The 23892-nt window shown below is 61.4% G+C and carries 21 protein-coding genes; 16 read left to right on the top strand and 5 right to left on the bottom strand.

The genetic code is table 11. The features are described 5' to 3' along the window. Nucleotides 1-19: 19 nt before the first annotated feature. Nucleotides 20-3565, bottom strand: a complete 3546-nt coding sequence (locus ESZ00_RS08350) for a TonB-dependent receptor (protein WP_164981405.1) — start codon at nucleotides 3563-3565, stop codon at nucleotides 20-22. Between the two features lie 448 nt (nucleotides 3566-4013). Here ESZ00_RS08350 and ESZ00_RS08345 point away from each other — a divergent pair, with 448 nt between their 5' ends. The 5 genes from ESZ00_RS08345 to ESZ00_RS08325 all read left to right on the top strand — a co-directional run bounded on the left by ESZ00_RS08345 (nucleotide 4014) and on the right by ESZ00_RS08325 (nucleotide 8397). Further along, on the top strand, nucleotides 4014-4451 hold the full coding sequence (locus ESZ00_RS08345; protein ID WP_229741047.1) for a 23S rRNA (pseudouridine(1915)-N(3))-methyltransferase RlmH: 438 nt from the start codon (nucleotides 4014-4016) through the stop codon (nucleotides 4449-4451). 163 nt (nucleotides 4452-4614) lie between these two features. After that, nucleotides 4615-5457, top strand: a complete 843-nt coding sequence (gene accD, locus ESZ00_RS08340) for an acetyl-CoA carboxylase, carboxyltransferase subunit beta (RefSeq protein WP_129207632.1) — start codon at nucleotides 4615-4617, stop codon at nucleotides 5455-5457. 194 nt (nucleotides 5458-5651) lie between these two features. Next, complete coding sequence (locus ESZ00_RS08335) at nucleotides 5652-6965, top strand: NAD(P)/FAD-dependent oxidoreductase (RefSeq protein WP_164981404.1); 1314 nt, start codon at nucleotides 5652-5654, stop codon at nucleotides 6963-6965. Between the two features lie 8 nt (nucleotides 6966-6973). Next, nucleotides 6974-7750: an alpha/beta fold hydrolase gene (locus ESZ00_RS08330; protein WP_164981403.1), complete on the top strand. Its 777-nt coding sequence runs from the start codon at nucleotides 6974-6976 to the stop codon at nucleotides 7748-7750. A 68-nt stretch (nucleotides 7751-7818) separates the two neighbouring features. Then, nucleotides 7819-8397: a GNAT family N-acetyltransferase gene (locus ESZ00_RS08325; protein ID WP_129207629.1), complete on the top strand. Its 579-nt coding sequence runs from the start codon at nucleotides 7819-7821 to the stop codon at nucleotides 8395-8397. 81 nt (nucleotides 8398-8478) lie between these two features. Here the strand turns inward: ESZ00_RS08325 and ESZ00_RS08320 are convergent, their stop codons facing one another. Further along, complete coding sequence (locus tag ESZ00_RS08320; RefSeq protein WP_229741046.1) at nucleotides 8479-8889, bottom strand: OsmC family protein; 411 nt, start codon at nucleotides 8887-8889, stop codon at nucleotides 8479-8481. A 78-nt stretch (nucleotides 8890-8967) separates the two neighbouring features. After that, nucleotides 8968-10146 carry an MFS transporter gene (locus ESZ00_RS08315; RefSeq protein ID WP_129207628.1) on the bottom strand — a complete coding sequence of 393 codons (1179 nt, stop codon included), beginning with the start codon at nucleotides 10144-10146 and terminating at the stop codon, nucleotides 8968-8970. A 70-nt stretch (nucleotides 10147-10216) separates the two neighbouring features. On the opposite strand from ESZ00_RS08315, the gene ESZ00_RS08310 reads away from it, so the two are divergent. Beyond that, nucleotides 10217-11107, top strand: coding sequence for a LysR family transcriptional regulator (locus ESZ00_RS08310; RefSeq protein WP_129207627.1), 891 nt, complete (start codon nucleotides 10217-10219; stop codon nucleotides 11105-11107). 75 nt (nucleotides 11108-11182) lie between these two features. Here the strand turns inward: ESZ00_RS08310 and ESZ00_RS08305 are convergent, their stop codons facing one another. Both ESZ00_RS08305 and ESZ00_RS08300 read right to left on the bottom strand, forming a co-directional pair. After that, a complete protein-coding gene (locus ESZ00_RS08305) occupies nucleotides 11183-12679 on the bottom strand; it encodes an alkaline phosphatase family protein (protein WP_129207626.1) in 1497 nt (498 codons plus the stop codon). A 189-nt stretch (nucleotides 12680-12868) separates the two neighbouring features. Beyond that, complete coding sequence (locus ESZ00_RS08300) at nucleotides 12869-13471, bottom strand: cupin (RefSeq protein ID WP_204520166.1); 603 nt, start codon at nucleotides 13469-13471, stop codon at nucleotides 12869-12871. A gap of 103 nt (nucleotides 13472-13574) precedes the next feature. Between ESZ00_RS08300 and ESZ00_RS08295 the strand changes: the two genes are divergently transcribed. The 10 genes from ESZ00_RS08295 to purK all read left to right on the top strand — a co-directional run bounded on the left by ESZ00_RS08295 (nucleotide 13575) and on the right by purK (nucleotide 23775). After that, nucleotides 13575-14921, top strand: a complete 1347-nt coding sequence (locus ESZ00_RS08295; RefSeq protein WP_129207624.1) for a bifunctional folylpolyglutamate synthase/dihydrofolate synthase — start codon at nucleotides 13575-13577, stop codon at nucleotides 14919-14921. 11 nt (nucleotides 14922-14932) lie between these two features. Next, on the top strand, nucleotides 14933-15715 hold the full coding sequence (locus tag ESZ00_RS08290) for a lysophospholipid acyltransferase family protein (protein ID WP_129207623.1): 783 nt from the start codon (nucleotides 14933-14935) through the stop codon (nucleotides 15713-15715). A gap of 34 nt (nucleotides 15716-15749) precedes the next feature. After that, complete coding sequence (locus tag ESZ00_RS08285) at nucleotides 15750-16538, top strand: gamma-glutamyl-gamma-aminobutyrate hydrolase family protein (RefSeq protein ID WP_129207622.1); 789 nt, start codon at nucleotides 15750-15752, stop codon at nucleotides 16536-16538. Further along, the gene (rsmG, locus tag ESZ00_RS08280; protein WP_129207621.1) at nucleotides 16535-17182 is read left to right on the top strand and encodes a 16S rRNA (guanine(527)-N(7))-methyltransferase RsmG; all 648 of its coding nucleotides are present in this window, start codon (nucleotides 16535-16537) and stop codon (nucleotides 17180-17182) included. The genes ESZ00_RS08285 and rsmG overlap by 4 nt, the downstream gene beginning before the upstream one ends. Nucleotides 17183-17916: 734 nt before the next feature. Next, nucleotides 17917-18786 carry a ParA family protein gene (locus tag ESZ00_RS08275; protein WP_129207620.1) on the top strand — a complete coding sequence of 290 codons (870 nt, stop codon included), beginning with the start codon at nucleotides 17917-17919 and terminating at the stop codon, nucleotides 18784-18786. 68 nt (nucleotides 18787-18854) lie between these two features. Continuing rightward, nucleotides 18855-19787 carry a ParB/RepB/Spo0J family partition protein gene (locus ESZ00_RS08270; RefSeq protein ID WP_129207619.1) on the top strand — a complete coding sequence of 311 codons (933 nt, stop codon included), beginning with the start codon at nucleotides 18855-18857 and terminating at the stop codon, nucleotides 19785-19787. Nucleotides 19788-19834: 47 nt separating this feature from the next. Continuing rightward, on the top strand, nucleotides 19835-20917 hold the full coding sequence (locus ESZ00_RS08265) for an energy transducer TonB (RefSeq protein ID WP_164981402.1): 1083 nt from the start codon (nucleotides 19835-19837) through the stop codon (nucleotides 20915-20917). Beyond that, entirely contained in the window at nucleotides 20914-21810 is an 897-nt protein-coding gene (gene murQ, locus ESZ00_RS08260) for an N-acetylmuramic acid 6-phosphate etherase (protein ID WP_129207617.1), read from the top strand. Before ESZ00_RS08265 ends, murQ begins: the two co-directional genes overlap by 4 nt. A gap of 328 nt (nucleotides 21811-22138) precedes the next feature. Then, nucleotides 22139-22600 carry a 5-(carboxyamino)imidazole ribonucleotide mutase gene (gene purE / locus ESZ00_RS08255; protein ID WP_129208012.1) on the top strand — a complete coding sequence of 154 codons (462 nt, stop codon included), beginning with the start codon at nucleotides 22139-22141 and terminating at the stop codon, nucleotides 22598-22600. Then, the gene (gene purK, locus ESZ00_RS08250; RefSeq protein WP_229741045.1) at nucleotides 22597-23775 is read left to right on the top strand and encodes a 5-(carboxyamino)imidazole ribonucleotide synthase; all 1179 of its coding nucleotides are present in this window, start codon (nucleotides 22597-22599) and stop codon (nucleotides 23773-23775) included. The genes purE and purK overlap by 4 nt, the downstream gene beginning before the upstream one ends. Nucleotides 23776-23892: the final 117 nt, after the last annotated feature.

Genomic DNA, 23892 nt, shown 5'->3' with positions numbered 1-23892 from the left:
TGCTGATGGTCATTCCTGGTTAGAAGAGGAACTTGATCGCCAACTGCGTATTGCGGTTGTGACCATAGCTCCAGCGGGAATCCTCGAAAGTATTTCCGCTTGGGGTATCGCTGACGTCGTCGATGCCCAGATCCGGCGTACCGAGGTTCTGGTTGTTAAGTGCGTTGTACATGATGAGCTGAAGCTGAACGCGAAGCTTCTCGTTCACCTTCTCTTCCTTGAAGAGATTCAAGTCCATGTTCGACCACGCCTTGGAGAAGACCGTGTTGCGGCCTACGCCAATATACGGAGACTTCGCACCGAGATGCTGCACCAGCGCCTGCGTATTGCGGAGCCAGTGCACCTGCGACGAGCTGACGGGCGTGCAATCCGCCCAGTTGTAGTAACCGATGCCACCGCAGACCGAGCCATCCGCATCGTAGATACCGACCTTGTTGATGGGAGCCTTGGGGTTTGAGAGCACTGGACGCGCCACATCATACCCACTCAACTGCCAGTTCATGAAAGAGGTATCGTCCGTGTAGCTCTGGTAGCCGGCACCATCGCCGAAGAAGCCATACTGATACGGCGTACCCGGCTGACCGGTGTTGAAGGTGTAGATGGCACCCAGAATCCATCCACCCAGTGCCTTAGCCACGAGAGTATGCTCTTCCGCGAAGAAGGGCAGTTCATAATGGAAGCCGCTCGATACCACGTGCTTGAGCGATACGCCGCTCAGGCCGCGTTCCGGCTGGTTCGGGTTCAACGGGTTCTCAGAGAAGGTGATCGAGTTACCGGCCGCAAACGTGCTGAAGACATCCGAGGTGTTGTCGATCGTCCGGCTATAGCTGTAGTTGGTAATGGTCGTCAGGCCGTGCCACTTGTGGGTCTGCAACTGGAACTGGAGCGAGTTATAGAGGGCGAAACCGCCGTTATCGCGGGTACGCACGTTGGCATGGGTGCAATCCGGACGGCCATAACCGGGCTGGGTGTCATCCGTGCAGAGGTCGATGTTCGCATACGCTGGAAACTCGTTCTTGATGTCCAGCAGGTAAGGATTGCCATCGATGCTCTGGAAGCTCGCGACCTGATGGTTGCCGACATACTTCACATCGAGCGAAGCCCTGCTGCCGAGCGCAGTCTCAAAACCGAAATACCACGATTCCGTGTAGGGGTTGCGGAAGTCGCTGGTGTTGTTGGTGGTGTTACGCGATCCGGGATTGCCACCCGTGGGAATGTACTGCAGATTCTGTGCGCGGACCTGAGATGCGAGTACGCCGCCGGAAGGCAAGCAGGTGATGGTGGTGCCGCAACCCGTGATGCTGCCGTTGTTCACAACCGGCGACGAGGATGCCGCATTGATGAACATGTTATAGAAAGCCGGGTTGAAGTTGATGGCAAAGCCGCCACGGACGACAACCTTGTCCTTGAGGCTCTCTGGGCTATAAGCAAAACCGAGGCGCGGCTGGAAGTTCTTGTATTCCGGCTTGGTATAGGGATAAGTACGCACGGAGAGCGGCAAGCTCTGATCCCAGAAAGCAGTTGCCGCATTTTCTTCCCGCTTCACTGTTTCGTCGTGGAGCAGGTTGATGGCCTGGGTGAAGAACTCGTAGCGCAGGCCAAGGTTCAGAGTAAGGTTCGGCGTGGCCTTCCAGTCATCCTGGATATAGGCAGCGTAGTCGGGCTCGGTGAACTTGGTGGTGAAGGTGCCGTTGGCCAGCGTAAAAGCGCTCGTTGTGCCATCGAGGAAGTTGTTCATCACCGGGTTGGTGGGATCGGTAGAAGAACCCGAGAAGGTCATCGCGCCTTCGTAGTAAGGCAGGAAGGGGTTGGGCGAGTTCTGATAGCTCCACTCGCCACCGAAGAGGATGGTCTGCTTGCCACTGGTCCAGGTGGCATTGTCCTGTACCTGGGTCACCTTCACGGTACGGCCCTGGGGAAGATTGTCCGCATAGCCGAAGCCCATCATGCCGATCTTGCCCGGAGTCTGACCATCGCTTTCGCTGGTCGGTGTCACGTCGCCGGAAAAGCCGATGCTCGCTGTGCACTGGTCAGGTGTGTTTACCGTGCAGTTCGGCTGCGCGCCGCCCTGGAAGAGGATCGAGGTCTGCTGGAAAGAGTAGCGGAGTTGGTTGACAAGATTCGGAGTGAAAGTGTGTTCCCAGTCTGCGCCGATCGACTGGGCGTGGTCGGGCTCGTTGTACCAATTACCTTCCGGCACGCTGGAGCCGCCGCTTGCGTTGATATACGGATCGTCCTGGTAGAAGTAGCGAAGGAAGAAGTGCTCCCTTCCCTGCTGATAGTCCAGGCGCGCCATCACTTCTTCGTCGTTGGACTGCGCCGGGATCGAACGGGTAACACCGGCAAAGGGAATCGTGATGGTCTGACCGTTGTAGGTGACCGGAACCTGGTAGGTGACGCCTGCAACCTGCGGATTGCCGGTCGTGATCGAGTACGGTCCGTTGTTGACCAATGCGGCCACACCGGGAGCATTGGGGAAGGCCGACGTGAGGTCCGAAAGACCTGCGGGGGTGGGTGTAATGGACGAGGTGAGATTAGTGGCGCCACCGCCATAATGGCTGCGGTTAAATAGGGCACTGCCGAAGAAAAACAGCTTGTCCTTGAGTACCGGACCACCGAGCGTGCCGCCGACGACGTTATCGGTGAAACGGGTCAGGGTTGGCGTAACGCACTCATTGGAAGTGGTGGGCTGCTGACCGGGCAAGCAATATCCCTGCCAGGAACTCTTCTGGCCTTGGGCGAACGACTCGCCCCAGTTGCCCTCATATTTGTAAAACGCCGTGCCGTGGATCTGGTTGCTGCCCGAGCGAGTTACATAGTTGATAACGGAGCCGGCGTTGCGGCCATACTGGGCGCTGAAGTTATTGGTGATGATCTGTACGTTGTCGAGAGCATCTTCATTCGAAAAGAAGACCTGCGGGCCGCCCACGGAGTTGTCGTTATTCGACTGGCCGTCGATTTCCGAATTGTTGGCGCGGCCGCTCTGACCCTCCGACGAGAAACCGCCATAGGCGCCATTGTTGTTGCTGAACGCGAGATCGTGAGTAATCACGACGCCCGGGCTTAGGAGAGCGGCCGTATCGAAGCCGCCGCCGAAGGGCAGGGTCTGCAGCATCTGCGAATCGATGGTGTTCGAGACCTGGGCTTCCGAGGTATCGAGCAGTGGCGTTGCATTGCCCTCGACCTGGACGACCGAGGTGCTTCCAACGCTGAGCTTCTGAGGACCGATATTGGTCTCGCCAACGATCACATTGACCAGGCTAATGCTGAGCTTCTGGAAGCCCTGTGCTTCAATGATCAGCGAATACGATCCAACCGGCATATTAACCAGCGAGAAGGAGCCGTCGCCGCGTGTCTGCTGCACGGAGTGATAGTTCGTGCCTACGTTTGTTGCCGTTACCGTCGCGTTCTGTACGACTGCGCCGGAAGCATCCATCACGACACCCGCGATGGAACCGGTTGTGATTCCCTGGCCGGCCGCGCGCAGCCCGCCTCCCAGCAATAGCACCAACAGCATCAGAGAAACACACGTCAAACGTGCATGAAAACCGTCGAAACGACGCATCCGAACCTGCCTGAAGAATGTGGGTTTTTCGTTCAAGGTGAAGGAGGCTGATTCGCCTGGGCATTCCTTCCCTCGCCACATGCAAAGGCAATTCACTGTCCTGTTACGTTTGGTAACAGAAATAAAAATCTTGAATTGTATTTCTTGCTAACAACACAAGCGTGTCCATATTGAGACACGTCGCTGTCCCATAACGGACATACCGCGCATAAGAAATATTTCTTACGCGTCATCTGCAACACTACCCGTAACTTTTCTGTAACGAATTCAGTCTTGCTGTGGGAGGTGGCCATCGGAAAACCTCCGCAAATCCATATTTATGGACAGGAAGTCTTCCGGAATTCATCGCGCCGCAAAGAGGATGAGCGCGTCTGCATACAAATACGTTCCTGCGGAGGGGAAAGTTTCTCCCGGCGCCGAGACGCTTTCGCCTCATACACTAGAGCCTGTGAAGCTTCAGTTCGCCGCCATCGGTGTACGCACCCGCACCCCGGTCGATCCGCTCGTCGAGCAGTATCTCGGCCGCATTGCCCCCTTTGCCGAAACCGATGCCCCCATCTTTCGCTCGGCCGCGGCCTTCTGGGAAAACATCGACCGCCAGCGAGCCCGGCCATTGCTGGTGCTGCTCGATAGCCGAGGCCGCCAGTTTTCGTCGGAAGACTTTGCTGCCTGGCTTGGCCGCCAGCGTGACGAAGGTCAGCAACGCCTCGCCTTTGCCATCGGACCGGCGGATGGCTGGTCGGGAGAGGAACGCAAACGCGCCGGCCTCCTGCTCTCACTGGGGCCCATGACGCTGCCTCATGAACTGGCGCGGCTCCTGCTCTGCGAGCAGGTTTATCGCGCATTTACAATCCTCTCTGGGCATCCGTACCACACCGGCCATTAAGATCCACGGCCTGAGGTCTGGCGCAGCATCGAATATTCGATGGAAGAATCTGGTTCCCCAGGCTGCGTGCTTATCCTTTCCCTCGCCTGCATCCTTAAAATAAGGATGGGCCAGCCGAGGATCATACGGATCGGCACGGCCGCAGAGAAGAGAAAGGAAATCGATGTCCTGGTTTCGTCGCGAACATAACAATATTGAAGACACCGGCGAGAAGACCGTCCGCACGGAAGGCCTATGGGTGAAATGCGACTCCTGCGGCCAGGTCATCTGGAAGGCCGACCTGGATGCCAACCTCCACGTCTGCCCCAAGTGCGGTTTTCACTTCCGCATGGGCTCCCGCGCCCGTGTGGAGATGCTCCTCGAGCCTGGCTATGAGCTGGTCGACCTCGAGCTCCGCTCGACCGATCCTCTGAACTTCACCGATCTCAAGCCTTATAAGGATCGCCTGGCCAAGGCCCAGCGCGATACCGGTCTCAACGACGCCATCGTCAATGCGGTCGGCAACCTCGGTCCGCACCCGGTGGTTATCAGCGCCATGGAATTCAGCTTTGCCGGCGGCAGCATGGGAGCAGTAGTTGGCGAGACTATTGCCCGGGCCATCGACCGCTCGCTCGAGACCCGCCATCCGCTGATTGTTATCTCCGCATCGGGCGGCGCCCGCATGATGGAAGGGATCGTCAGCCTGATGCAGATGGCCAAGATCTCCGCCGGCCTCGCGCGCCTCGACGACGCCCGCATCCCCTACATTTCGCTGCTCACCGATCCTACCTACGGCGGCGTAACCGCCTCATTCGCTATGCTGGGCGACCTCAATATCGCAGAACCCGGGGCGCTGATCGGCTTCGCCGGGCAAAGGGTGATCGAGCAGACCATCCGACAGAAGCTCCCTGAGGGCTTCCAGCGCTCCGAGTTCCTGCTCCAGCACGGCTTCCTCGATGCCGTCGTCGGCCGTAAGGAGCTTAAGAGTTATCTCATCCGCGCTCTCGACTTCATGCAGCCAGCCTGAGAGTTCTCTCTGAGAAGCGGCAGCCTCGCGAGGGGCTGCCGCTTTTCTTTGCGCCAAGCCTTCCCCGCATGAAAATCATTCTTTCGATGGAATTACCACTCCATCGACCGATGGTTCCGAATCACCACCCTGCTCAGGCACTATCAGTGGCGCGACGCCCCTCCCTCGTCCAGAACTCACTGAAAGCAGGCTCTTTGAGCACTTACGACGTCATTGTGGTGGGCAGCGGTGTTGCCGGCATGGCGGCATGCCTGCACCTGGCGCGCAGCGGCATGCGCGTGCTCTCCCTCGAGGCCGATGCAGGCACGGATTCCCCCGTCGGAGAATCGCTGGATTGGTCCTCTCCTGACCTGCTCGCCGCGCTCGGCCTGCCTATGGATCAGCTGATCGGTGAGGGCATCGCCACCTACAAGCGGCACGTGATCCTGCGCATGCCCGACGGCCGCGAGCAACATTACGTCCCTGGAGAATGGCTGGGCCGCTCCCCCTGGAACGTCAACCTGGCTACCATCCACGTCGATCGGCAGCGCCTCAACCGCGTCCTGCATGAGCTCGTAGCGCAGGCCGGGGTCCATACCCGCGTCGCGCGGATCGCTCGCGTGGAAAGCGCAGATCGGCGCATCCTGGCCCTGTGCACTACCTCCGGGGAACGCTTTGAGGCTCCGTGGTTCATCGATGCCTCGGGCTCGGCTGCCGCGCTCTTTCCCCGGCATTTCCGTCTTCCCTTTCGCGAATTCGGCCCACAGAAGGTCGCCCTCTGGGACTACCTGACGGTCTCGAAGTCGCTGGAAGGCACCACGCTGAACGCCGATCAACCCGACTGCTCCTACCTCGAATGGGTCTGGCAGATTCCCATCCATCCGCAAGTCATCAGCGTGGGCTACGTGGCACGCGCGGAGACCATCCGCGAGCAACGCCGGGCCGGAGAATCCCTGGAAGCCATCTTCGATCGGCAGTTGGCCTGCTTTCCTGAATTGGCCGAAGCCCGGAAACAGCAGCGCCAAAGGGGAGAACCGGCTACGCTGCGCACCACCACCTTCCGCTGCCGCGTGCACAGCGAGTCCGCTGGTCCCAACTGGCTGATTGTCGGCGAATCCGCCGCCATGGTCGATCCCATGACCTCGAATGGCGTGACCGCCGCACTGCGCCATGCCGCCGAAGCCTCCAGCCTGATCCTTCGTGCCCGAAACCGCCACGAGCTGCCCGGCCTCGGCACATGGCTCTACAGCCGGCGCATCGCCGCGCTCGGCCTCTTCTTCAATAGCGGTATTGAGCAGGTGATTTATGACTGGCCCATCCGCCGCCGCGTCGGCATCGCCCGCGCAGGCGATATCTATACCATCCCCGCCTGGCTCATGAACCTGGTCTACGCCCGTATGCGCCCGGTTGGCCCAATCAAAACGATGCTCTATACCTCTGCCACTGCGCTGATGCGCAGGACACTGGCCATTTTTTACTGGTTTTCGAAAAGGAAGGCACCCGCCAAAGCTGTATGTACCATTCCCTGAGCACTCCCATGCACGTCTCGGCTTGTGGAGAGGGCGCACCGGTGCTCTTCCTCCACGGCATGCCGACCAGCGGCCGCCTCTGGGACGCGGTGATCGCCCGCCTCTGCTCTCAATACCGATGCATCACTGTCGATCTGCCCGGCCTTGGCCGCTCGCCCCGTGCGCCGCATTCGCTCGGCGATCTGCGCACCATTGCCGATCAACTCGACCAGATTCGCCGCCGGCAGGGGATCGAGCGCTGGCATGTCGTCGGCCACGACGCAGGCGCTGTGATCGCCGTCCACTATGCGCAGTTCTATTCCGGCCGCGTGGATCATCTCGCCCTGCTCGCACCCGCGCTCTTTCCCGAGCTCAAGCCCTATTTCCTGATCGAACCGCTGCGTAAGCCGGTCGTCGGAGAATTACTCGCGCCGGTGATCCGTACCCTCTTCTGGAAGATTGCCATGCAGCGCGCCCTCGAAGAGGTGGAAGACGGACGGAGTCTGGCCCGTGACTTCTATGCTCCCTTCGCCGGGCCAGCCGGAGCCATGGCCTTCCTGCGTCTGGTGCGCTGGGGCCAGCCGCAGCGCCTGCTCGCCGATGTCCCCGCCATCCTTCCCCGTCTTGCGATGCCCGCGCTCCTCTTTCACGGAGCTGCCGACCCGGTCATCCCCGCCGAGTTTGCCCAACGCGCCTTACGCCTGATGCCGAATGCCAGCCTGCTCACGCTCGAATGCGGCCACTTCATCCCGCTCTGCCAGCCGGCTGCGGTCGCCACCGAGCTGGGCCGCTTTTTTGCGGCCTGAATTTGCATAGACAGTAGCGTGGAAATGGCGTGCTGCATGAAACCTGCGCGGCATGAAACCATGGAGACGTGGCCAGGGCAAAACCATTCAGGACAGGACAGACCACTCCGCAACGCAGCCGGAGCGTCGATCTCCAACGCGTGACCCATGGCGATAAGGCCGAGCTCATCGCGGCCAATCTCGCCAATCGTCCCTATCACGAGCCATGGGCGCGGCCTTTTACCGACGATGCCGGCTTCCACGCGTGGTTTGCGCGCTGCGTCACCGGACCGAATGTCTCTTTGCTCGCGCGGGAGCCGCGCTCCGGAGAGCTTATCGGCGTTGTGAATCTGAATGAAATTGTGATGGGCGCTTTCCGCAGCTGCTTTGTCGGCTACTACGGTTACGAGCGCTGGAGCGGCCAGGGTTACATGACCGCGGCGCTGCGCGCCGCCGCCACATTTGCCTTCCGCGACCTCGGCCTGCACCGTCTCGAGGCAAATATCCAGCCAGAAAATCTGGCCTCTATCCGCCTCGCCCAGCGAGCCGGTTTTCAAAAAGAGGGCTTCTCGCCCCGCTATCTCTTTCTAGATGGCGCCTGGCGCGACCACGAGCACTGGGTACTGCTCAACCCTGAGCTACCCCACTCAAGCCAACTTCAGGCTTGAATGAGCCACCGTCCTCTCACGTCTCAAAATCGAGACATGGGGCACCCGGCTGCACGTCCACCGGAGCGCGACCAGAAAACACTACCCCCACACAAACTCAATCGGCATCTGCACATCCGGATGCAGGCTCTTGTGCACCGGGCAGGTATGCGCGGCGCGTTCCAGCTTCTCCCGCTGTTCCTCGGTAAACTCGCCCGGAACCCGGATCTTTACCGCCAGCTGCCCAATCCGCCGTATTCCCTCGGTGGCCATGCTCTTTTCGACGGTCGCTGTAGCGCCGGCGATATCCACCTCGAGCGTCCGCGCCATGATGCCCATCACCGTCAGCATGCAGCTGCCCAGCGCCGTCGCGACCAGGTCGGTCGGCGAAAAGCTCTCGCCGCGTCCCTGATTGTCCTTTGGCGCGTCCGTCGTGAGTTCGGTGCCGCTGGGGCCATGCACGGCCTTGCAGTGCAGCTGTCCCTGGTACTCCAGTGCAATTGAAACCATCATGATCTCCATCGTGGCGCCATGCCGAATCTGCTCCGGCGCCGTGCCTTTTTTGTACCACCGCGAGGGAAGAGCGAGATCTCAGGCTACCGGCACCGCATCCTGTTCGCGTTCGCGGTCCGGCTGCCGCGCCATCAACAACGGGCCGAAGGCGACCGCTACGCCGGAAAGAACCACCAGTCCCAGTGCCTTTTCGAGACCGATATGGACCGCAACCCAGCCGATCAGAGGCGGACCGGCGAGAAAGCCGAAGTATCCCACCGTGGAGACGGCCGAGATCGCAGGACCGGCGCCGATCTTCGTCGTCCGCGCCACCGCGGTGAAGACCACCGGCACGATATTCGCCATACCGAACCCTGTCAGCACCAGACCCACCAGCGCAGCGGCCCAATGATGCAGCGTCACCGTTGCGCCAAAGCCCAGCGCCAGCAAACCACCGCTCGCAGCCAGCGCCTGTGCCGGTGAGAGCCAGCGCAGCAGCCAATGTCCACTGAAACGTGCTCCTGCCATGGCGACGGCATAGGTTGCATAACCTGCCGCCGCAAGCGAAAGGCTCACACCCAGGTTCGAGCGCAGGAAGACCGCCGCCCAGTCGCCCACCGCGCCCTCGGCAAAAAGCCCGAAGAAGGCAATCACCGCAAGGCGCAGCGTGCCTGTATCCGGCAGCCGGAAACGGCCCTCGTTCGCAGCCGCTGCTCTCTCTTCTGCCGGCTCCTGGATCAGCCACGGCAGAGCCAGCAGCGTGGCTGCGACCATCAGCAATCCCCCTCCGCCCAGATCGAGAAGCAGCGATGCACCATGCCGCAGCGAAAGGCTCGACGCACCGGCGCCAAGGAGTCCGCCGAGACTCCAGCAGCCCTGCAGCGGGCTCATGATCGATTTGCCGAAGTGGCGTTCGACGGCAATGGCCTGCGTGTTCACGGTCACGTCGAAGGCGCCCTTGGCCGCGCCATACAGCACAGCGCACACCACCAGCATGACGAAGCTGTCCACCATGCCCATCGCCGCCAGGATCAGTCCGTAGCTCAGCGCCACCACTCGCGCCACCGTCCGGCTGCCTATCCGTGCAATCAACTGCCCCACCAGCGGCATGCTCACAATCGAGCCGAGCACCAGCCCGAAGAGCACCAGGCTCAGTTCGCCGTTTCCCAGCGCCAGCCGCTGCTTGAAGACCGGCACGTGCACGGCCCACAGCCCAAAGCCGAAGCCGTCGATGAGAAACAGCGCTGCCAGCGCCCACTTTGCTGCGTTTTCCCGCATATATCTATTGGAGCCGATTCCACCTGTGCAGGATCATGAATTTCCATGGCGGTCTTGATAACCTTTCTGCATGAGTTTCTCACTCGATGCGCTACGGGCCTTCACGGTTCTCGCCGAGGAGCTCCATTACGGCCGCGCAGCGATCCGGCTGCACCTCTCGCAACCCGCGCTGACCCGCCAGATCCAGCGCCTCGAGGACGAGATTGGGGGACGCCTCTTTGAGCGCACCACCGGCATGGTTCGCCTCTCGCCTGCAGGCGAAACGCTGCTCGAACGCGCTCGAGCCCTCGTCCGCGAAGGCTCCGCATTTGAGGCTCTCGCGTATCAGGCCGCACGCGGTGAAGCCGGCAGCCTGCGCGTCGGCTTCGGCATCGCCGCTGTCGGCGCAATCCTGCCCACTGCGGTTCTCGCATTCCGCAAGGCCTGTCCGAATGTTCTGCTGGAGCTTCGCGATCTCGGCACCACGCGCCAGATCGAAGAACTGATTCAGGGCACGCTCGACGTCGGCTTCATCCGCCTGCCCAGTCCGTCCGCGCATATCGAGGCCATTCCCGTGCTCGAAGAAGAGCTGCTGCTGGTTGCGGCACAGCCGCGGCTCGCAAGCGCGAAGATTCAGCTTCGCGACTTTCGCGACGACCCGTTTGTCCTCGTTTCACGCTCGGTCTCGAGCACGTATTACGAGCACGCTCTTCGCCTCTGCCATACCGCCGGATTCAGTCCGCAGGTAGTGCAGGAGGTGAACGAGTGGTTCACCGGCCTGAACCTGGTGCGCGCCGGCATGGGCGTCAGTCTTGCGCCGGCCAGCACCCAGCGCATGCGGGTCCCCGGCATCCGCTATCGCTCCCTCGACGACCCGCGCGCGTACTGGCGCATCGGTATCGCCTGGCGCAAAGACCGCTGGCCGCTGGCGGAGCGCTTTGTCGAGATCGTGAGGACGCTGCCCCATCAAGGCACAACCTGACCGATCCCGCTCTCCTGCGGTCAGAGAAGATGTAAAGCCGGCCTGCGTCATGCGGCTCAGACCGGCCTTGCGTATTTATTTCTCTTTCAGGTTTGCCGGCAGCGTCCAGCCCTGCATGTTCTCCGATTTCAGCAGCAGGTAAAAGTCGTACGTCTCGTTGTCCTCACCGTTGTTGTGCTTGCTCTGTGCAACGGCCATGGCTTTTTGTGTATTCACCACGGTGCGCGGTGAACTGACCTGTGCCGCCGCATCGCTGACCGTGCTGCCGATAGTCGTGGACGCCGCGCTGCTCGTGCTGGATGTCGAGTCGAGCGACTCGAAGATATCGTCCAGAGTGCATGGCTGGAGCGGTGGTTCGGCGATGATGGGCAGCGTGGGCAGGCTCGTATCCTGCGACGAGAAGTTTAGCGTCAGCGCGAGATTTGCCACTTCATCCGAGGCATCGCGTGAGGTCAACGGGCTCAGCCCCCAGCGCCACTCGATCATCTTCAGCACGGAAGTGTGGTCGTAGAGCAGAGAGTTGATTCTCGGCTTGGCGGGATTGCCCTTCGTAAACGGCGACACCACCAGCGTGGGAACGCGGCAGCCCAGCAGCGCCTTGCCGTCCACAAGATCTGTATCCACGGTGTTCGGTGCAATCACACGCGGCGGCACGACATGATCGAAGAACCCGCCCCACTCGTCGCGATTGATCACCAGCACCGTATTCTTCCACTGCGGACTTGCCGCCAGCGTCGTCACAATCTCGCGCAGAAAGATCTCACCCTTGCGCAGGTCGGCATGCGGATGGTCATCGTTGCCGAGGCCATCATCGAGGATGGTGAACCACGGATCGACGAAAGAGACGGCCGGCAGATTGCCCAATGTTGCATCCGAAAGAAACTGCGCATACAGGCTCGAGATGCCCGCATACTTCAGTCCCCACAAGGCCAGGAAGGGGACATTCGAGTAGTAGTAGCGGCAGCTCACACCTGCTTCCTGCAGCCGGTCCCATATTGTCGGCAGCGAAGAGAGATCAAGCGTATTGCTCAGGCGATCGGTCTGCGCCGCATGCTGAAAGACGCGGTTCGGGAACGTAGAGGAGAGGATGGACGCGAAGTAGTTGTTCAGCGTCGTGTAATTCCGCGCCAGAGTGCCGAAAAGCGGAAGGTCGGCCTCTTCGTAGTAGCCGATGCAGAAGCTGTCGTTGGTGCTCGTGCGCAGCCAGCCGTCCATCTTGCCGTTGTCGTACTCCGAGCGGCCGCCGGCATAGGAGTGATCCGGGTCGGGATGCTCACAGCCCACGTAGTAATTGAGCCGGTGCGTCGCCTGCGGATTTCCATTGTTGTCCAGATAGGTGAGCCCGGCCTGACGTCCATTTGCGTTCGGCATCCAGCCCAGCAAATGATCGAAGCTGCGGTTTTCCATCATGACAACAACGATGTGCTCGATCCCTGAGCTTGAGGGTGATGGCAGCAGCGCCGTTGCGGCCTGCATGTCGGTCTGCGCTTTTGTATCGGTTGCCGTGCTGGCGAGGACAGCAGCGGACAGGCTTGCCGCGCTGCGCAGAAAGGATCTGCGGTCTACGCTCATCGGTGGGGTCTCCGTTAAGCTGATTCCGGCAGCAATCTGTCTTCACTACCTGCCCATGCTTATAGAAGTCCCGCGCCCCTGTGCATCTCAACAACGCTTGAAAAAACCGTGAAAAGGCTCGCTGCCGCGCGCATCCTGGGTTGGCCTCGCGTCTGGTTCGCTTGCAACGAACGTGATCCTGCGATGCCTTCAGCTCCATGTGCGCAGCAGAGCGCCATTCGCGCCTGCAACGGGATCACTCTTCGGATACGGAAGATGCGACATGCGTTCGATCGCTGTTGCATCCGGCGCTGCGCGGCAGATGTCCCACTGCTGATCCGGAGGATAGGCACCCACGACAAGAAAGTCGTCGCTGGCCGACAGCCGGCAATGACCCGTGCCAGTGGGCAACACGGCTACATCCCCAGCTTCGACGGCGACCTCATGTCCGCCCTCACCGCCCAGCAGGATGCGCGCGTGTCCGGCAGCGAAGCCGAGCACCTCGTGCGCGGTCGAGTGATAGTGATGAAAGCTGTAGACACCATTGCGCCATTGCGGAGGCCAGCCATTCCGTGCGAAGACGGCCTCGAAACGGGACGCAGGATCTTCGCCATGGCCAGGAATCACACCGCGATAGAGCAACACCGGCAGATGCTCGTTGTTCGGCATCCATCCATTGCGTGAGAGCCGCAGCAGCTGGGGATCTCCTGCGCCGCCGCTCGTAGCAGAGAGCTCACCTTCGGCAACCATCCGTCCTGCAACGGGAGCGAGCCCCATCGCCGTCAGCATCTGTCCAAACCTGCGCCGCGTCATGCTCATACCTCTAGAGATGACCTGGGAGAACAGCGCGATGCCACAGAATCCGACAGGATCTGACTGGGCGTCTGAATAGCCCGTCATCCACTAAAATTGAGCTATGTCCTACGCAGCAGCCATTGAGGGCCTTTATGCGCTCGCGGGAGAGCTTCATGCGCCTGCGCCCGGCCAGCCGCGCCGCAAGTTCGAGCTCAGCCAGATGCGCGCTCTTGCCGCTGCTCTCGGCAATCCCCAGCAGGCATTCCCTTCGGTGCTGGTCGCGGGCACAAACGGCAAAGGATCCACATCTTCCACACTTGCCAGCATCCTTGCGGCCTCCGGTCTGCGCGTCGGCCTCTATACCTCGCCGCATCTCACGCGCGTCAACGAGCGCATCCAGTTCCTCGCCCCGGGCCATCCCCCCAGGGAAATCGGCGACGATGCCTTCGCACGTCTGTACTTCCAGGTCGATGACATGGCCCGCCGTCTCGTCACTGCAGGCTCCTTACCTGGGCATCCCAGCTTCTTCGAGGCCATGACCGCCCTCGCTTTCCTCAGCTTCGCCGAGGAAAGTGTGGATATCGCCGTCCTCGAAGTCGGCATGGGCGGACGTCTCGACGCCACCAATATCGTCGAACCGCTGGTCTCCGTCATCACCGACATCTCGCTCGATCACACCGAATGGCTTGGGCTCACCATCACCGACATTGCTCGCGAAAAGGCCGGCATCCTGCGTGAACATGGGGTTCTCGTAACCCTTCCGCAGCATCCCGAAGCGAATCAGGCCATCGGTGAGATCGCCGTTGCGCTGCACGTCGAAGGCATCAATGCTGCGGACTACATCCCATCCCGCGCCACGGAAAGCAACAGCTATTCGATCCGCGTGCTGGGCGAGGCCATCGAGATCGCCTCGCCTCTGCACGGCGCGCACCAGCAGCGCAATGTCGCCCTGGCGATCACAGCGGCAACGGCACTCCGCAATCGTATCAGTGACAGTTACAAATTAACGCCGGCATCCATTGCCGCCGGCATCCGGAACACCCGCTGGCCCGGACGCCTCGAGCAGATTGGCCGCATTCTCTTCGACGTCGCCCATAATCCCGCGGGAGCCTGGGCCCTGCGCGCCGCGCTTTCCCATCTCGATCCCGAGCCGCGCCCCCTTATCGCCGTCTTCGGCTGTCTGCGCGACAAAGCCATCGGCGAAATGACGCAGATACTTTTCCCTCTTTTCGACAGGGTTATCCTCACCGAGGTGCCCTCGCCGCGCACGGCTACGCTCGCGGAGCTCTCCACCGCGATGGCCGCCACCGGCACGAGCTTTGAGACTGCTGCCAGCCCGGGCGAAGCCCTCGAGCGTGCCCGCGCACTGACCGGCGAAGCCGGCCTTACCGTCATCACCGGCAGCGTCTACCTTGTGGGAGAACTCCGTCCCATGGCCCAGACCCTGAATACGAAGCCGGCACGCTGAAAGAAAACGACATGCAGCCCACGCTCAAGCCCCGTCCCAATCCCATTCCTGCCGGCACGTGGCTCTTTAATTACGTTTTCCGTGCTCCGGCCTTCTTTCTCACCACTGCATTCTTCGGCAGCCTGTCTCTGATTGCATCCCTGTGGGATAAATCCGGGCGCCAGCAACATGCCATCGCCCAGCGCTGGGGACGCACCATTACCCGTATCAGCGGCAGCCGGGTGCGTGTCCTCAATGCCCAGTTCCTGAATGGCAGCGTCGCCGTGTATTGCGCCAACCACTTGTCCTATATGGACACGCCGGTCATCTTTGGCGCGCTGCCGTTCCAGTTCCGCATCGTGGCCCGCCACGAGCTGTTCAGCCTGCCTTTCATCGGCTGGCATCTCACCCGCTCCGGCCAGGTTCCGGTCAATATCAGCAACCCACGCGCTTCGGTCGGCAGCCTCAGCTCCGCCGTGAGAACACTCAAATCCGGCCTTCCGCTCTTTATCTTCCCGGAAGGCGGCCGTTCCGACGCTGGTCACCCCGACGAATTTCTGAACGGACCGGCGTTTATGGCCGTCCGTGCCCAGGTACCCCTTGTTCCCATTGCGCTGATCGGCACCTGGGAGCTGCTCCCAATCCATACCTCGGTTTTTTACCCCGTACCGGTCACGATTGCCGTCGGTGAGCCCATCGACACCATCGGATATACGATGCGCGATCTCGACAAGCTCACCGCCCGGCTACGCGACGAGATCAGCCGTCTTTACTACCAACACTCTCACCTCGAGCCGCCCGTTCTGAGCACTTAGGCGTGTTCGAGACCGTTCCATCGAAGGCACAATCATGAGCGCACCCCGCATCGCCATCCCTGTTCCTCACAGCACCGACGCTGCCTATAATGCCCGCTCCCTGCCGCAGTACCTCCATGCGATCGAAGCAGCCGGCGGTATCCCGGTCGAAGTTCCTCTCAGTGCATCGCCGGCCGAAGTTGCCCGCCTGGCTGCTTCCTGCCAGGGCGTGCTGCTCCCTGGAAGCGGAGCCGATGTCGATCCGGAAAAGTACGGCCATCCCCGCATCCCGGCCTGCAATGCCACCGATCCCGCCCGGGAAGCCGTGGATGAGTTGCTGATGCAGGATGCCGCAAACCTCGACAAACCGCTGCTCGCCATCTGCTTCGGCTTCCAGTCATGGAACGTCTGGCGCGGCGGCACACTCATCCAAGACATCCCGACCCAGCACCCGACGAGCGTCAATCATGCTCCCGGACGCACCATCGTGGATGCCCATTCCGTCACTATCGAGCCCGGAACGCGGCTGGCCGCGATTGTGGGGCACGACACGCCCGCAGACCCGCTCCCGGTAAACAGCAGCCATCACCAGGCCGTCGACCAGCCCGGAGACCGGCTCCGCATCGCCGCCCGCAGCCGTGAAGACGGCATCATCGAGGCGCTCGAGGGTACGAGCGAGGCCTTTGTTCTCGCCGTACAGTGGCATCCCGAGCGCTCTTATGACGCCGATCCAGCCTCCCGCGCCCTGTTTGCCGCGTTCCTCGCCGCCGCCTCGACCTGGAAGCCGCGCTCCGTCGTCGAATCTGTCGCTGTTTCCGGCACCGCGGCGGACGCTGCCCGATGAATGCGGCCGATCTCCTCCTCGAGGCCGTGGACAAAGCCGGCCTCGATCCTCTTCCCGAAGGCGCTCCCGGCCAGTTCGCAACCTACCTCGAGCTTCTCCTCAAGTGGAACGCCCGGCTGAACCTCACAGCCATCCGCAATCCTGAAGAAATCCTTCGCCGCCACTTTCTCGAATCCATCGAATGCGCCCGCGCTATCCCTGATGCCGGTGCACTCCCCTCTTCAACTGTCCTCGATCTTGGCTCCGGGGCGGGTTTTCCCGGAATTCCTGTCGCCATTCTGCGCCCGGAGCTGGTCGTAACCCTGGCGGAATCGCAGGCCAAGAAGTCTTCTTTTCTCAGGGAAGCCGTTCGTACCCTGGGTTTATCAGCCCGGGTCTTCGATGGACGCATCGAGACGATGCCCTTGCCCCAGCGTTTTGGCACCGTGACACTGCGCGCGGTGGACAAGATGGTTGAGGCGACAGCCCTTGCCGCTGAGCGCGTACAGGAGGGGGGATATCTCCTTCTCTTCGCCACAGAAAATACTCGCGAAGCCGTGGAACAAGCCGTTGCGCCCGTTCTACCCGGCCTCCAATGGGATGCGCCACGGAACCTTCATAGCAGCGGGCATGGATTCCTGCTTCGCGGCCACCTCCCAGCCTGATTGTTCCACGTGGAACGCGCCCATCTCCTGCGTTTCCATGTTCCACGTGGAACATCTTCTCTTCCTCTTCAAAAATCCCCGCGATATCACCTGCGACATCGCCTGGAAGCACTCAAGGCTCCATTCCCAAGCCTGTGCTCCACGGATAGCTGGCTTCGGTTCTCTCCCCGTGCTTATGCAGAGAGAAAGAACCTCTTTCTTTCTCTTGTTCCACGTGGAACATTTCCTCGCCACTTAGAGCCTGTTATGAACTTTCCCGCGGCGGTCGCTGGGAGCCAATTTTTTTCGAGGTCGAGGAGCGAGTTGCGACGGATATCGGGCCATATCCGAGCAGCGAGCGACGAAGAGATCGGGAAAATTGGCCCCAGCCCTTCGGGTTGCGGGGAAAATCGGCCCATACTTCGTTGTCGGCCTCGCCTAGGAATAGCCTATGCCTTCGGCCTCCGTCTCGTCTCGGCCGATTTTCCCCAGCAACGCCGCTCACGCGAAAGTTCATAACAGGCTCTTAGCCCATAGCGCCGCTGCGTTCCACGTGGAACACTCCACGATTTCCACCGTTGCCTGCATACTTACCCACAACCCCACCGTTCCGAGAACCCTGCGCAAACCCGCTCCAGACGCGCATTCCCCCGCATCCCTCAATGCGGCCCCGAAAACTTTCCACAGTTTTCCTCGACTTTCGCACAGCCATCCCCATTGCATCCTCCCCCGCCCCATCGATACCCTTTTTCTTCATGGCAGACGCCTCCGCATCCAGCACAAACACCGTTCTCGCTGTCGTCAATCAAAAAGGCGGCGTCGGCAAATCCACCACCGCGATCAACCTCTCGGCCGCGCTCGCCATGGAGGGACTCCGTGTCCTCCTGATCGATTGCGACCCCCAGGCCAACTCCACCGGGGGATATGGTCTGCCGCGCGACGAGCAGCGCAAATCCACCTATGACATCCTCGTCGGAGAAGCTACTCTTGCCGAGGCCCTTCAGCCGACCGAGATCGACACTCTCAAGCTCGTTCCTTCGAGCAAGCACCTCATCGGCGCCAATGTCGAGCTTATCGAGCATGATCGCCGCGCCTATCGCCTCCGCGACGCCATCGACACCATCCGAGCCGACTACGACTACATCCTGCTCGACTGCCCGCCGGCGCTCGATCTTCTGACTCTGAATGCTCTGGTGGCTGCCAGCGGCCTCCTCGTGCCCATGCAGGCCGAGTACTTCGCTCTCGAAGGCATCAGCGAGCTCATGCACACCCTGGAGCGGGTCCAGGAGAGCCTGAACCCCGACCTCCAGATCGAAGGCGTCCTGCTCACCATGTACGACGACCGGACAAACCTGGCCCAGCAGGTGACCGAAAACCTGCGCGAGTTCTTCAAGGACAAGCTTCTCAAGACCAGCATCCCGCGCAATATCCGCCTCGCCGAAGCGCCAAGCTATGGCAAGCCTGTCCTTTTATATGACCCGCGCTCGCGTGGCGCGGAAAGCTATGCCGAGCTGGCTGAGGAGCTCCTCAGCCGCCACAAGCGCGTCAGCCCCAAAGCCAAGGAACGCAAGGCTGCAGCGGCATCGAAACCGGCAGCCAAGGTTCGCTTCTGGCCTTACGGCTGAGGCATCCGATTCGCCTCACTTGTTCCGCCTGTACCCTGACATCACTCTCCCGCTCGAAGGATTCGCCCATGCCGCCAGCCACCTCCCCAAAAGAAGCACCCAAGCGCCGCGCTCTCGGCCGTGGACTCGATACGCTGCTGCCCCGCGCCGCAGCTCCCGCACCGGCAAAGCCCGCGCCGGAGCCGGAACCCAAGCCGCAGGTCCTGGAAGGCACCCCACGCGAGATCCCGGTTGGCGAGATCGACAAGAACCCTTATCAGACTCGTACCCGCTTTGACGAAACGCAGCTCAACGAGCTGGCAGCCTCGATCGCCGCCACCGGAGTGGTGCAGCCGATTCTCGTCCGCCCCCTGGCCAATGGACGCTTTCAGCTGATTGCCGGCGAGCGCCGCTGGCTTGCCTCGCAGCGCGCAGGCAAGGAAACCATCCCCGCCATCCTGAAGACCGTATCAGATGAGCTGGCGATGGAGATGACCATCGTCGAAAACCTGCAGCGCACAGACCTGAACCCGATGGAGCAGGCGCGCGCTTATAACCGCCTTGCCGGCGAGTTCAAGATGACGCAGGAGCAGATGGCCAAGCGCACGGGCAAGGATCGCGCCTCGGTCTCGAACTTCCTTCGGCTGCTCCGCCTTCCAGAAGCAATTCAGGCCAAGGTGGAAGCCGCTGAACTTAGCTTCGGTCATGCCCGCGCCCTGCTGGCACTGGAAAATCCTGAAACGATTCTCTCCGCGGCACAGAAAGTCCTCGCGCTTTCGATGTCTGTACGACAGACCGAAAGCTACGTGCAGGGCATTCTGAACCCGGAAAAGAAGGAAAAGGGCAAGGAAAAGGAGGATCGCCAGGCAGGCGATCCCAATGTCCGCGAGGCCGAGCTCCGCATCCAGCGCGCTCTCGGGCTCAAAGTGCGTATCGAAGACAAGAAAGGCCGGGGCCGCGTCATCATCGAATACGCCCGCCTCGAAGATTTCGACGCTCTTCTCGATCACTTTGACAGCTAGATTTTCACTGGCAAGGGAGCGCCGCCTCCACTAGCATGGGCCTACCCATGCTCATACGGATACGCTCCCTCACCGCGCTCCTGGGCGTTGCCCTGCTCTCTGCTCCGGCTCTCTTCGCACAGAATTCCACTCCCAGGGCTTCGACATCTAATATTTCGATGCCGAATAATCCGAAGGCGCTCCTTGACCTTGCGCGCGAAGTCAGCGGTCTGACCTCAGCCGAGATGAAGCCCTGGCATGCGAAATACAGCTACCAGACCTTCGACCGCGACGGAAAGCCCGCAAACCAGGGAACGGTCGAGGAGTGGTGGGCCGCGCCGAACAAGTATAAGCGCGAATGGGTCAGCGATCACTTCAACCAGACGGAGTATCAGAATGAGCGCGGGCACTTCCGCTCCGGCGATCCGACCCTGCCACCAGCTGCAGAACTCACGCTCCTGAGTAGAATTACCGAGCCGATACCTCCGCCCGACAAGCTCGCCGGATACACGATCCAACACAGGGACAACCCGTACTCGCACGAGCACTTCGTCTGCATCGAGACGGCCGGCCATCTCGATCACATTCTCGCAGGGCCTCCGTTCGGCCTTTTCCCCGTCTACTGCTTCGAGCAGAACAAGCCGATCTTGCGCACCGTGGGCTCCTTCGGAACCCACACCACGCTCTATCAACAGGTAGGGAGTCTTGCAGGTCACTCCGTCCCCATCCAGCTGCAGATTGTGGACGGGGAAAAGAGCTACGCCAGCGCACATCTTGAAGAAGGAAACCTGATTGGCACCGTGAACGAGGCAGCCTTTCAACCGCCGCCCGACGCAGTGGAAACAGGTCCAAACAACGTGCTCTCAGAAAAGGTGGATGGGCTTATCAAAGGCCACAGAATCGCAGGCGATCCGCCGATCTATCCCGTCGAGTCCAAACAGCAACACTGGGAAGGAGAGGTGGACATCTCCGCAATCATCGCCGAAGACGGCACTATCCAGCAGCTCATGGTCATCTCCGCGCCAGACTATAGACTGGCCGCTGCTGCCATGCTCGCGGTCCACACATGGAGATTCCAGCCTTTTCTCCTACGTGGCAAGCCGGTCAGCGTGCAGACACAGATCAATGTGACCTATAGGCTAGGAGGATGATCGAGAACCTAGCCGCGCTCACCACCGAGGCCCGCAACCCTGCCACTGCCGACCTCGACAGCCGGTCCACTGCGGATCTTGTCCGTGCGCTGCATGCCTGTGACCAGGAAGCCGTCGATGCCGTGGGACGCGAGTCGGAGCGCATTGCCGCCGCCATCGATGCCATCGCCCTGCGCTTGGAGCGCGGCGGACGCCTTTTTTACTCCGGCGCAGGCACCTCCGGCCGTCTCGGCGTCCTCGATGCCTCCGAGTGTCCGCCCACCTACAACACGCCTCCCGAGATGGTGCAGGGCCTCATCGCCGGCGGCGATCACGCACTCCGCCACCCCGTGGAAGGCGCCGAAGACGACGAAACGCAGGGCAGGCGCGACCTTGAGACCCACGGCTTCTCCGCAAACGATGTGCTGGTTGGCATCGCAGCCAGCGGCCGCACGCCTTATGTCCTCGGCGGTATCGCCTATGCCCGTGCACTCGGTGCCCTGACCATCGGTCTCAGCTGCGTCGCCGGCTCACGGCTTGCTCAGGCGGCTGAGCTCGAAATCACTCCCGTCACCGGCCCGGAAGCTGTCACCGGCTCCACGCGCATGAAGGCCGGCACCGCCACCAAACTTGTCCTCAACATGCTCTCGACAGGGGCGCTGGTCCGGCTCGGTTACGTCTACGGCAATCTGATGGTCAACGTGCAGCCAACCAACGCCAAGCTGCGCGACCGTGCAGCCCGCATTGTCTCGACGGTCACCGGCCTTGAGACAGCTGCGGCCTCCACCCTGATCGAGCAGGCCGGGTCGGTGAAAACGGCCATCGTCATGCACCAGCTCCAGCTCGACCGCGCGGCAGCCGAAGATCGCCTCCGGGAAGTGGGTGGAAGCCTCCGCCGGGCACTCAGGCAATAATGCGACCCTCGCGCGAAGCGGCTTCCTTCCAGCACTTCCCCTATTTATCACTTTCACTGTTACGTATTAGCCTTTTCAAGGCGAATACGTAACAGAAACACCTACAAATACCGATGGATTGATACATCAGCCTTTAGAAACGCTGCCTTCCGCATCTTTTCCCTAAAGAGCACCGCTTCAATTACCCTGAAGAGTTGTCAAACGCTACGGAGTGCCGTCTGCCTTGAAGAAACAAGCCAATCTGAAGAAATCCACCAGCGCGCCGAAGGCACAGTCGCCCGGAAAGCCAGTCCCGCAGCCTGCGGGAGAAGTCCTTGTAGGCATCGTCATGGGCTCGAAGAGCGACTACGAAGTCATGGCTCCGGCCGTCGAGATCCTCAAGGAGTTCGGCATCCCTCACGAAGCCCGTGTCGTCTCCGCCCATCGCACCCCAGACTGGCTCTTCGCGTACGCCGAACAGGCCGAAGCACGCGGTCTCCGCGCCATCATTGCCGGAGCCGGCGGCGCCGCGCACCTGCCGGGCATGCTCGCCGCCAAGACGACGGTGCCGGTCCTCGGCGTGCCCGTGCCCGCCACCCTGCTCAATGGTCTCGATTCGCTGCTTTCCATCGTGCAGATGCCCAAGGGCATCCCGGTTGGAACGCTCGCCATTGGCAAGCCGGGAGCGGCGAACGCCGCACTTTTCGCCGCACAGATCCTCGCCACCACGGACGCCGACCTCCGCGCCCGTCTCAAAGCCTGGCGCGAGAGCCGCCGCGACGAAGTGCTCGCGCAGGAGCTGCCCCAGTGACCGACAGCAAGACAACCGCAAAGACCGCCAACCCCATTCTGCCCGGCGCAACCATCGGCATCCTCGGCGGAGGCCAGCTCGGCCGCATGATGGCCATGGCCGCCCGCTCGCTCGGCTACCGCGTGCAGGTCATGGACCCCGATCCTTCATGCCCGGCCCGCTTCGTCGTCGACGCCTGTTTTGAGGGCAATTGGAACGACGCCCGCGCCGCCGCCGACCTCGCCCGCGGCTCCGACGTCATCACCCTCGAGATCGAGCAGGTCTCGCTCGCCTGCCTCGACGCCGCGCAGAAGTTTGCGCCCGTCCGCCCAGGCCGTGAACTGATGCGCATCATCCAGGACCGCATCCTGCAGAAGACGTGGCTCGCCGAGCACGGCTTCCCGCTCGGACCCTGGCGTGCGATCGAGTCGGAAGAAGACCTCGTAAAGGCTGCCGCAGAGATTGGCCCCAGGCTCTTCGTGAAGAGCGCGCGCGGCGGTTACGACGGCCGAAGCCAGGTGAAGCTCGGCTTCGGCGACGCCACCACACCGGCCGAGGCATGGAAGCTGCTGGGCGAGAAACCTTGCGTGGCGGAACAGGCCGTCGAGCTCGATCGCGAAATCTCCGTAATGGTGGCCCGCGCTCCCAACGGCGAGACGAAAAGCTTCTCCTCGGCCATGAACCACCACGAGAAGCAGATCCTGGCCTGGAGCGTGATCCCGTCTTCGATTCGAGCTGAAATGGAGAACCAGGCTCAGGGTATCGCTGCACGGATCGCACAGGAGTTCGAGCTCGAGGGGCTGATAGCAGTCGAGATGTTCGTAACGAAATCCGGCAACCTGCTGGTCAACGAGCTCGCGCCGCGTCCGCACAACAGCTACCACGCCAGCGAACGCGCCTGCGTCACCAGCCAGTTCGAACAGGCCATCCGCGCGGCGTGTGACCTGCCGCTCGGCGATGTGTCGGTGGTACAGCCCGCAGCCATCTCCAACCTGCTCGGCGACCTGTGGTTCGACAAGGAAGGCAACTGCCGCGAGCCTCGCTGGGATGCCGCACTGGCCGTACCCGGAGTAAGACTGCACTTATACGAGAAACATAGCGCAAGACCAGGAAGAAAGATGGGGCACTTATCGGCTGTGGGTGCTACGCCGGAAGAAGCTGTGGAGCGGGTGCTCGAGGCGCAGGGGAAGCTGTAAGTCTAGCAGTTAGCGGTCAGTTACAAATACGGTTAGTGAAAAAGCGGCCAGTGGGGTTGTTGCCCTGCTGGCCGTTTTGCTTCCCATATCAATAATTGACTGTCATCCCGACCGAAG

The sequence above is a fragment of the Silvibacterium dinghuense genome (assembly GCF_004123295.1).
Lineage (GTDB): Bacteria > Acidobacteriota > Terriglobia > Terriglobales > Acidobacteriaceae > Silvibacterium > Silvibacterium dinghuense.
The sequence above is the reverse complement of the archived record's forward strand: the minus strand, read 5'-3'. Positions and strand labels throughout refer to the sequence as shown.

What these genes read in the sequence shown, in the direction of transcription:
- ESZ00_RS08350 (WP_164981405.1), bottom strand. Translation starts at nt 3,565, where the DNA reads ATGCGTCGTTTCGACGGTTTTCATGCACGTTTGACGTGTGTTTCTCTG.
- accD (WP_129207632.1), top strand. Translation starts at nt 4,615, where the DNA reads ATGTCCTGGTTTCGTCGCGAACATAACAATATTGAAGACACCGGCGAG.
- ESZ00_RS08330 (WP_164981403.1), top strand. Translation starts at nt 6,974, where the DNA reads ATGCACGTCTCGGCTTGTGGAGAGGGCGCACCGGTGCTCTTCCTCCAC.
- ESZ00_RS08320 (WP_229741046.1), bottom strand. Translation starts at nt 8,889, where the DNA reads ATGATGGTTTCAATTGCACTGGAGTACCAGGGACAGCTGCACTGCAAG.
- ESZ00_RS08315 (WP_129207628.1), bottom strand. Translation starts at nt 10,146, where the DNA reads ATGCGGGAAAACGCAGCAAAGTGGGCGCTGGCAGCGCTGTTTCTCATC.
- ESZ00_RS08310 (WP_129207627.1), top strand. Translation starts at nt 10,217, where the DNA reads ATGAGTTTCTCACTCGATGCGCTACGGGCCTTCACGGTTCTCGCCGAG.
- ESZ00_RS08305 (WP_129207626.1), bottom strand. Translation starts at nt 12,679, where the DNA reads ATGAGCGTAGACCGCAGATCCTTTCTGCGCAGCGCGGCAAGCCTGTCC.
- ESZ00_RS08300 (WP_204520166.1), bottom strand. Translation starts at nt 13,471, where the DNA reads ATGACGCGGCGCAGGTTTGGACAGATGCTGACGGCGATGGGGCTCGCT.
- ESZ00_RS08295 (WP_129207624.1), top strand. Translation starts at nt 13,575, where the DNA reads ATGTCCTACGCAGCAGCCATTGAGGGCCTTTATGCGCTCGCGGGAGAG.
- ESZ00_RS08290 (WP_129207623.1), top strand. Translation starts at nt 14,933, where the DNA reads ATGCAGCCCACGCTCAAGCCCCGTCCCAATCCCATTCCTGCCGGCACG.
- ESZ00_RS08285 (WP_129207622.1), top strand. Translation starts at nt 15,750, where the DNA reads ATGAGCGCACCCCGCATCGCCATCCCTGTTCCTCACAGCACCGACGCT.
- rsmG (WP_129207621.1), top strand. Translation starts at nt 16,535, where the DNA reads ATGAATGCGGCCGATCTCCTCCTCGAGGCCGTGGACAAAGCCGGCCTC.
- ESZ00_RS08275 (WP_129207620.1), top strand. Translation starts at nt 17,917, where the DNA reads ATGGCAGACGCCTCCGCATCCAGCACAAACACCGTTCTCGCTGTCGTC.
- ESZ00_RS08270 (WP_129207619.1), top strand. Translation starts at nt 18,855, where the DNA reads ATGCCGCCAGCCACCTCCCCAAAAGAAGCACCCAAGCGCCGCGCTCTC.
- ESZ00_RS08265 (WP_164981402.1), top strand. Translation starts at nt 19,835, where the DNA reads ATGCTCATACGGATACGCTCCCTCACCGCGCTCCTGGGCGTTGCCCTG.
- murQ (WP_129207617.1), top strand. Translation starts at nt 20,914, where the DNA reads ATGATCGAGAACCTAGCCGCGCTCACCACCGAGGCCCGCAACCCTGCC.
- purE (WP_129208012.1), top strand. Translation starts at nt 22,139, where the DNA reads ATGGGCTCGAAGAGCGACTACGAAGTCATGGCTCCGGCCGTCGAGATC.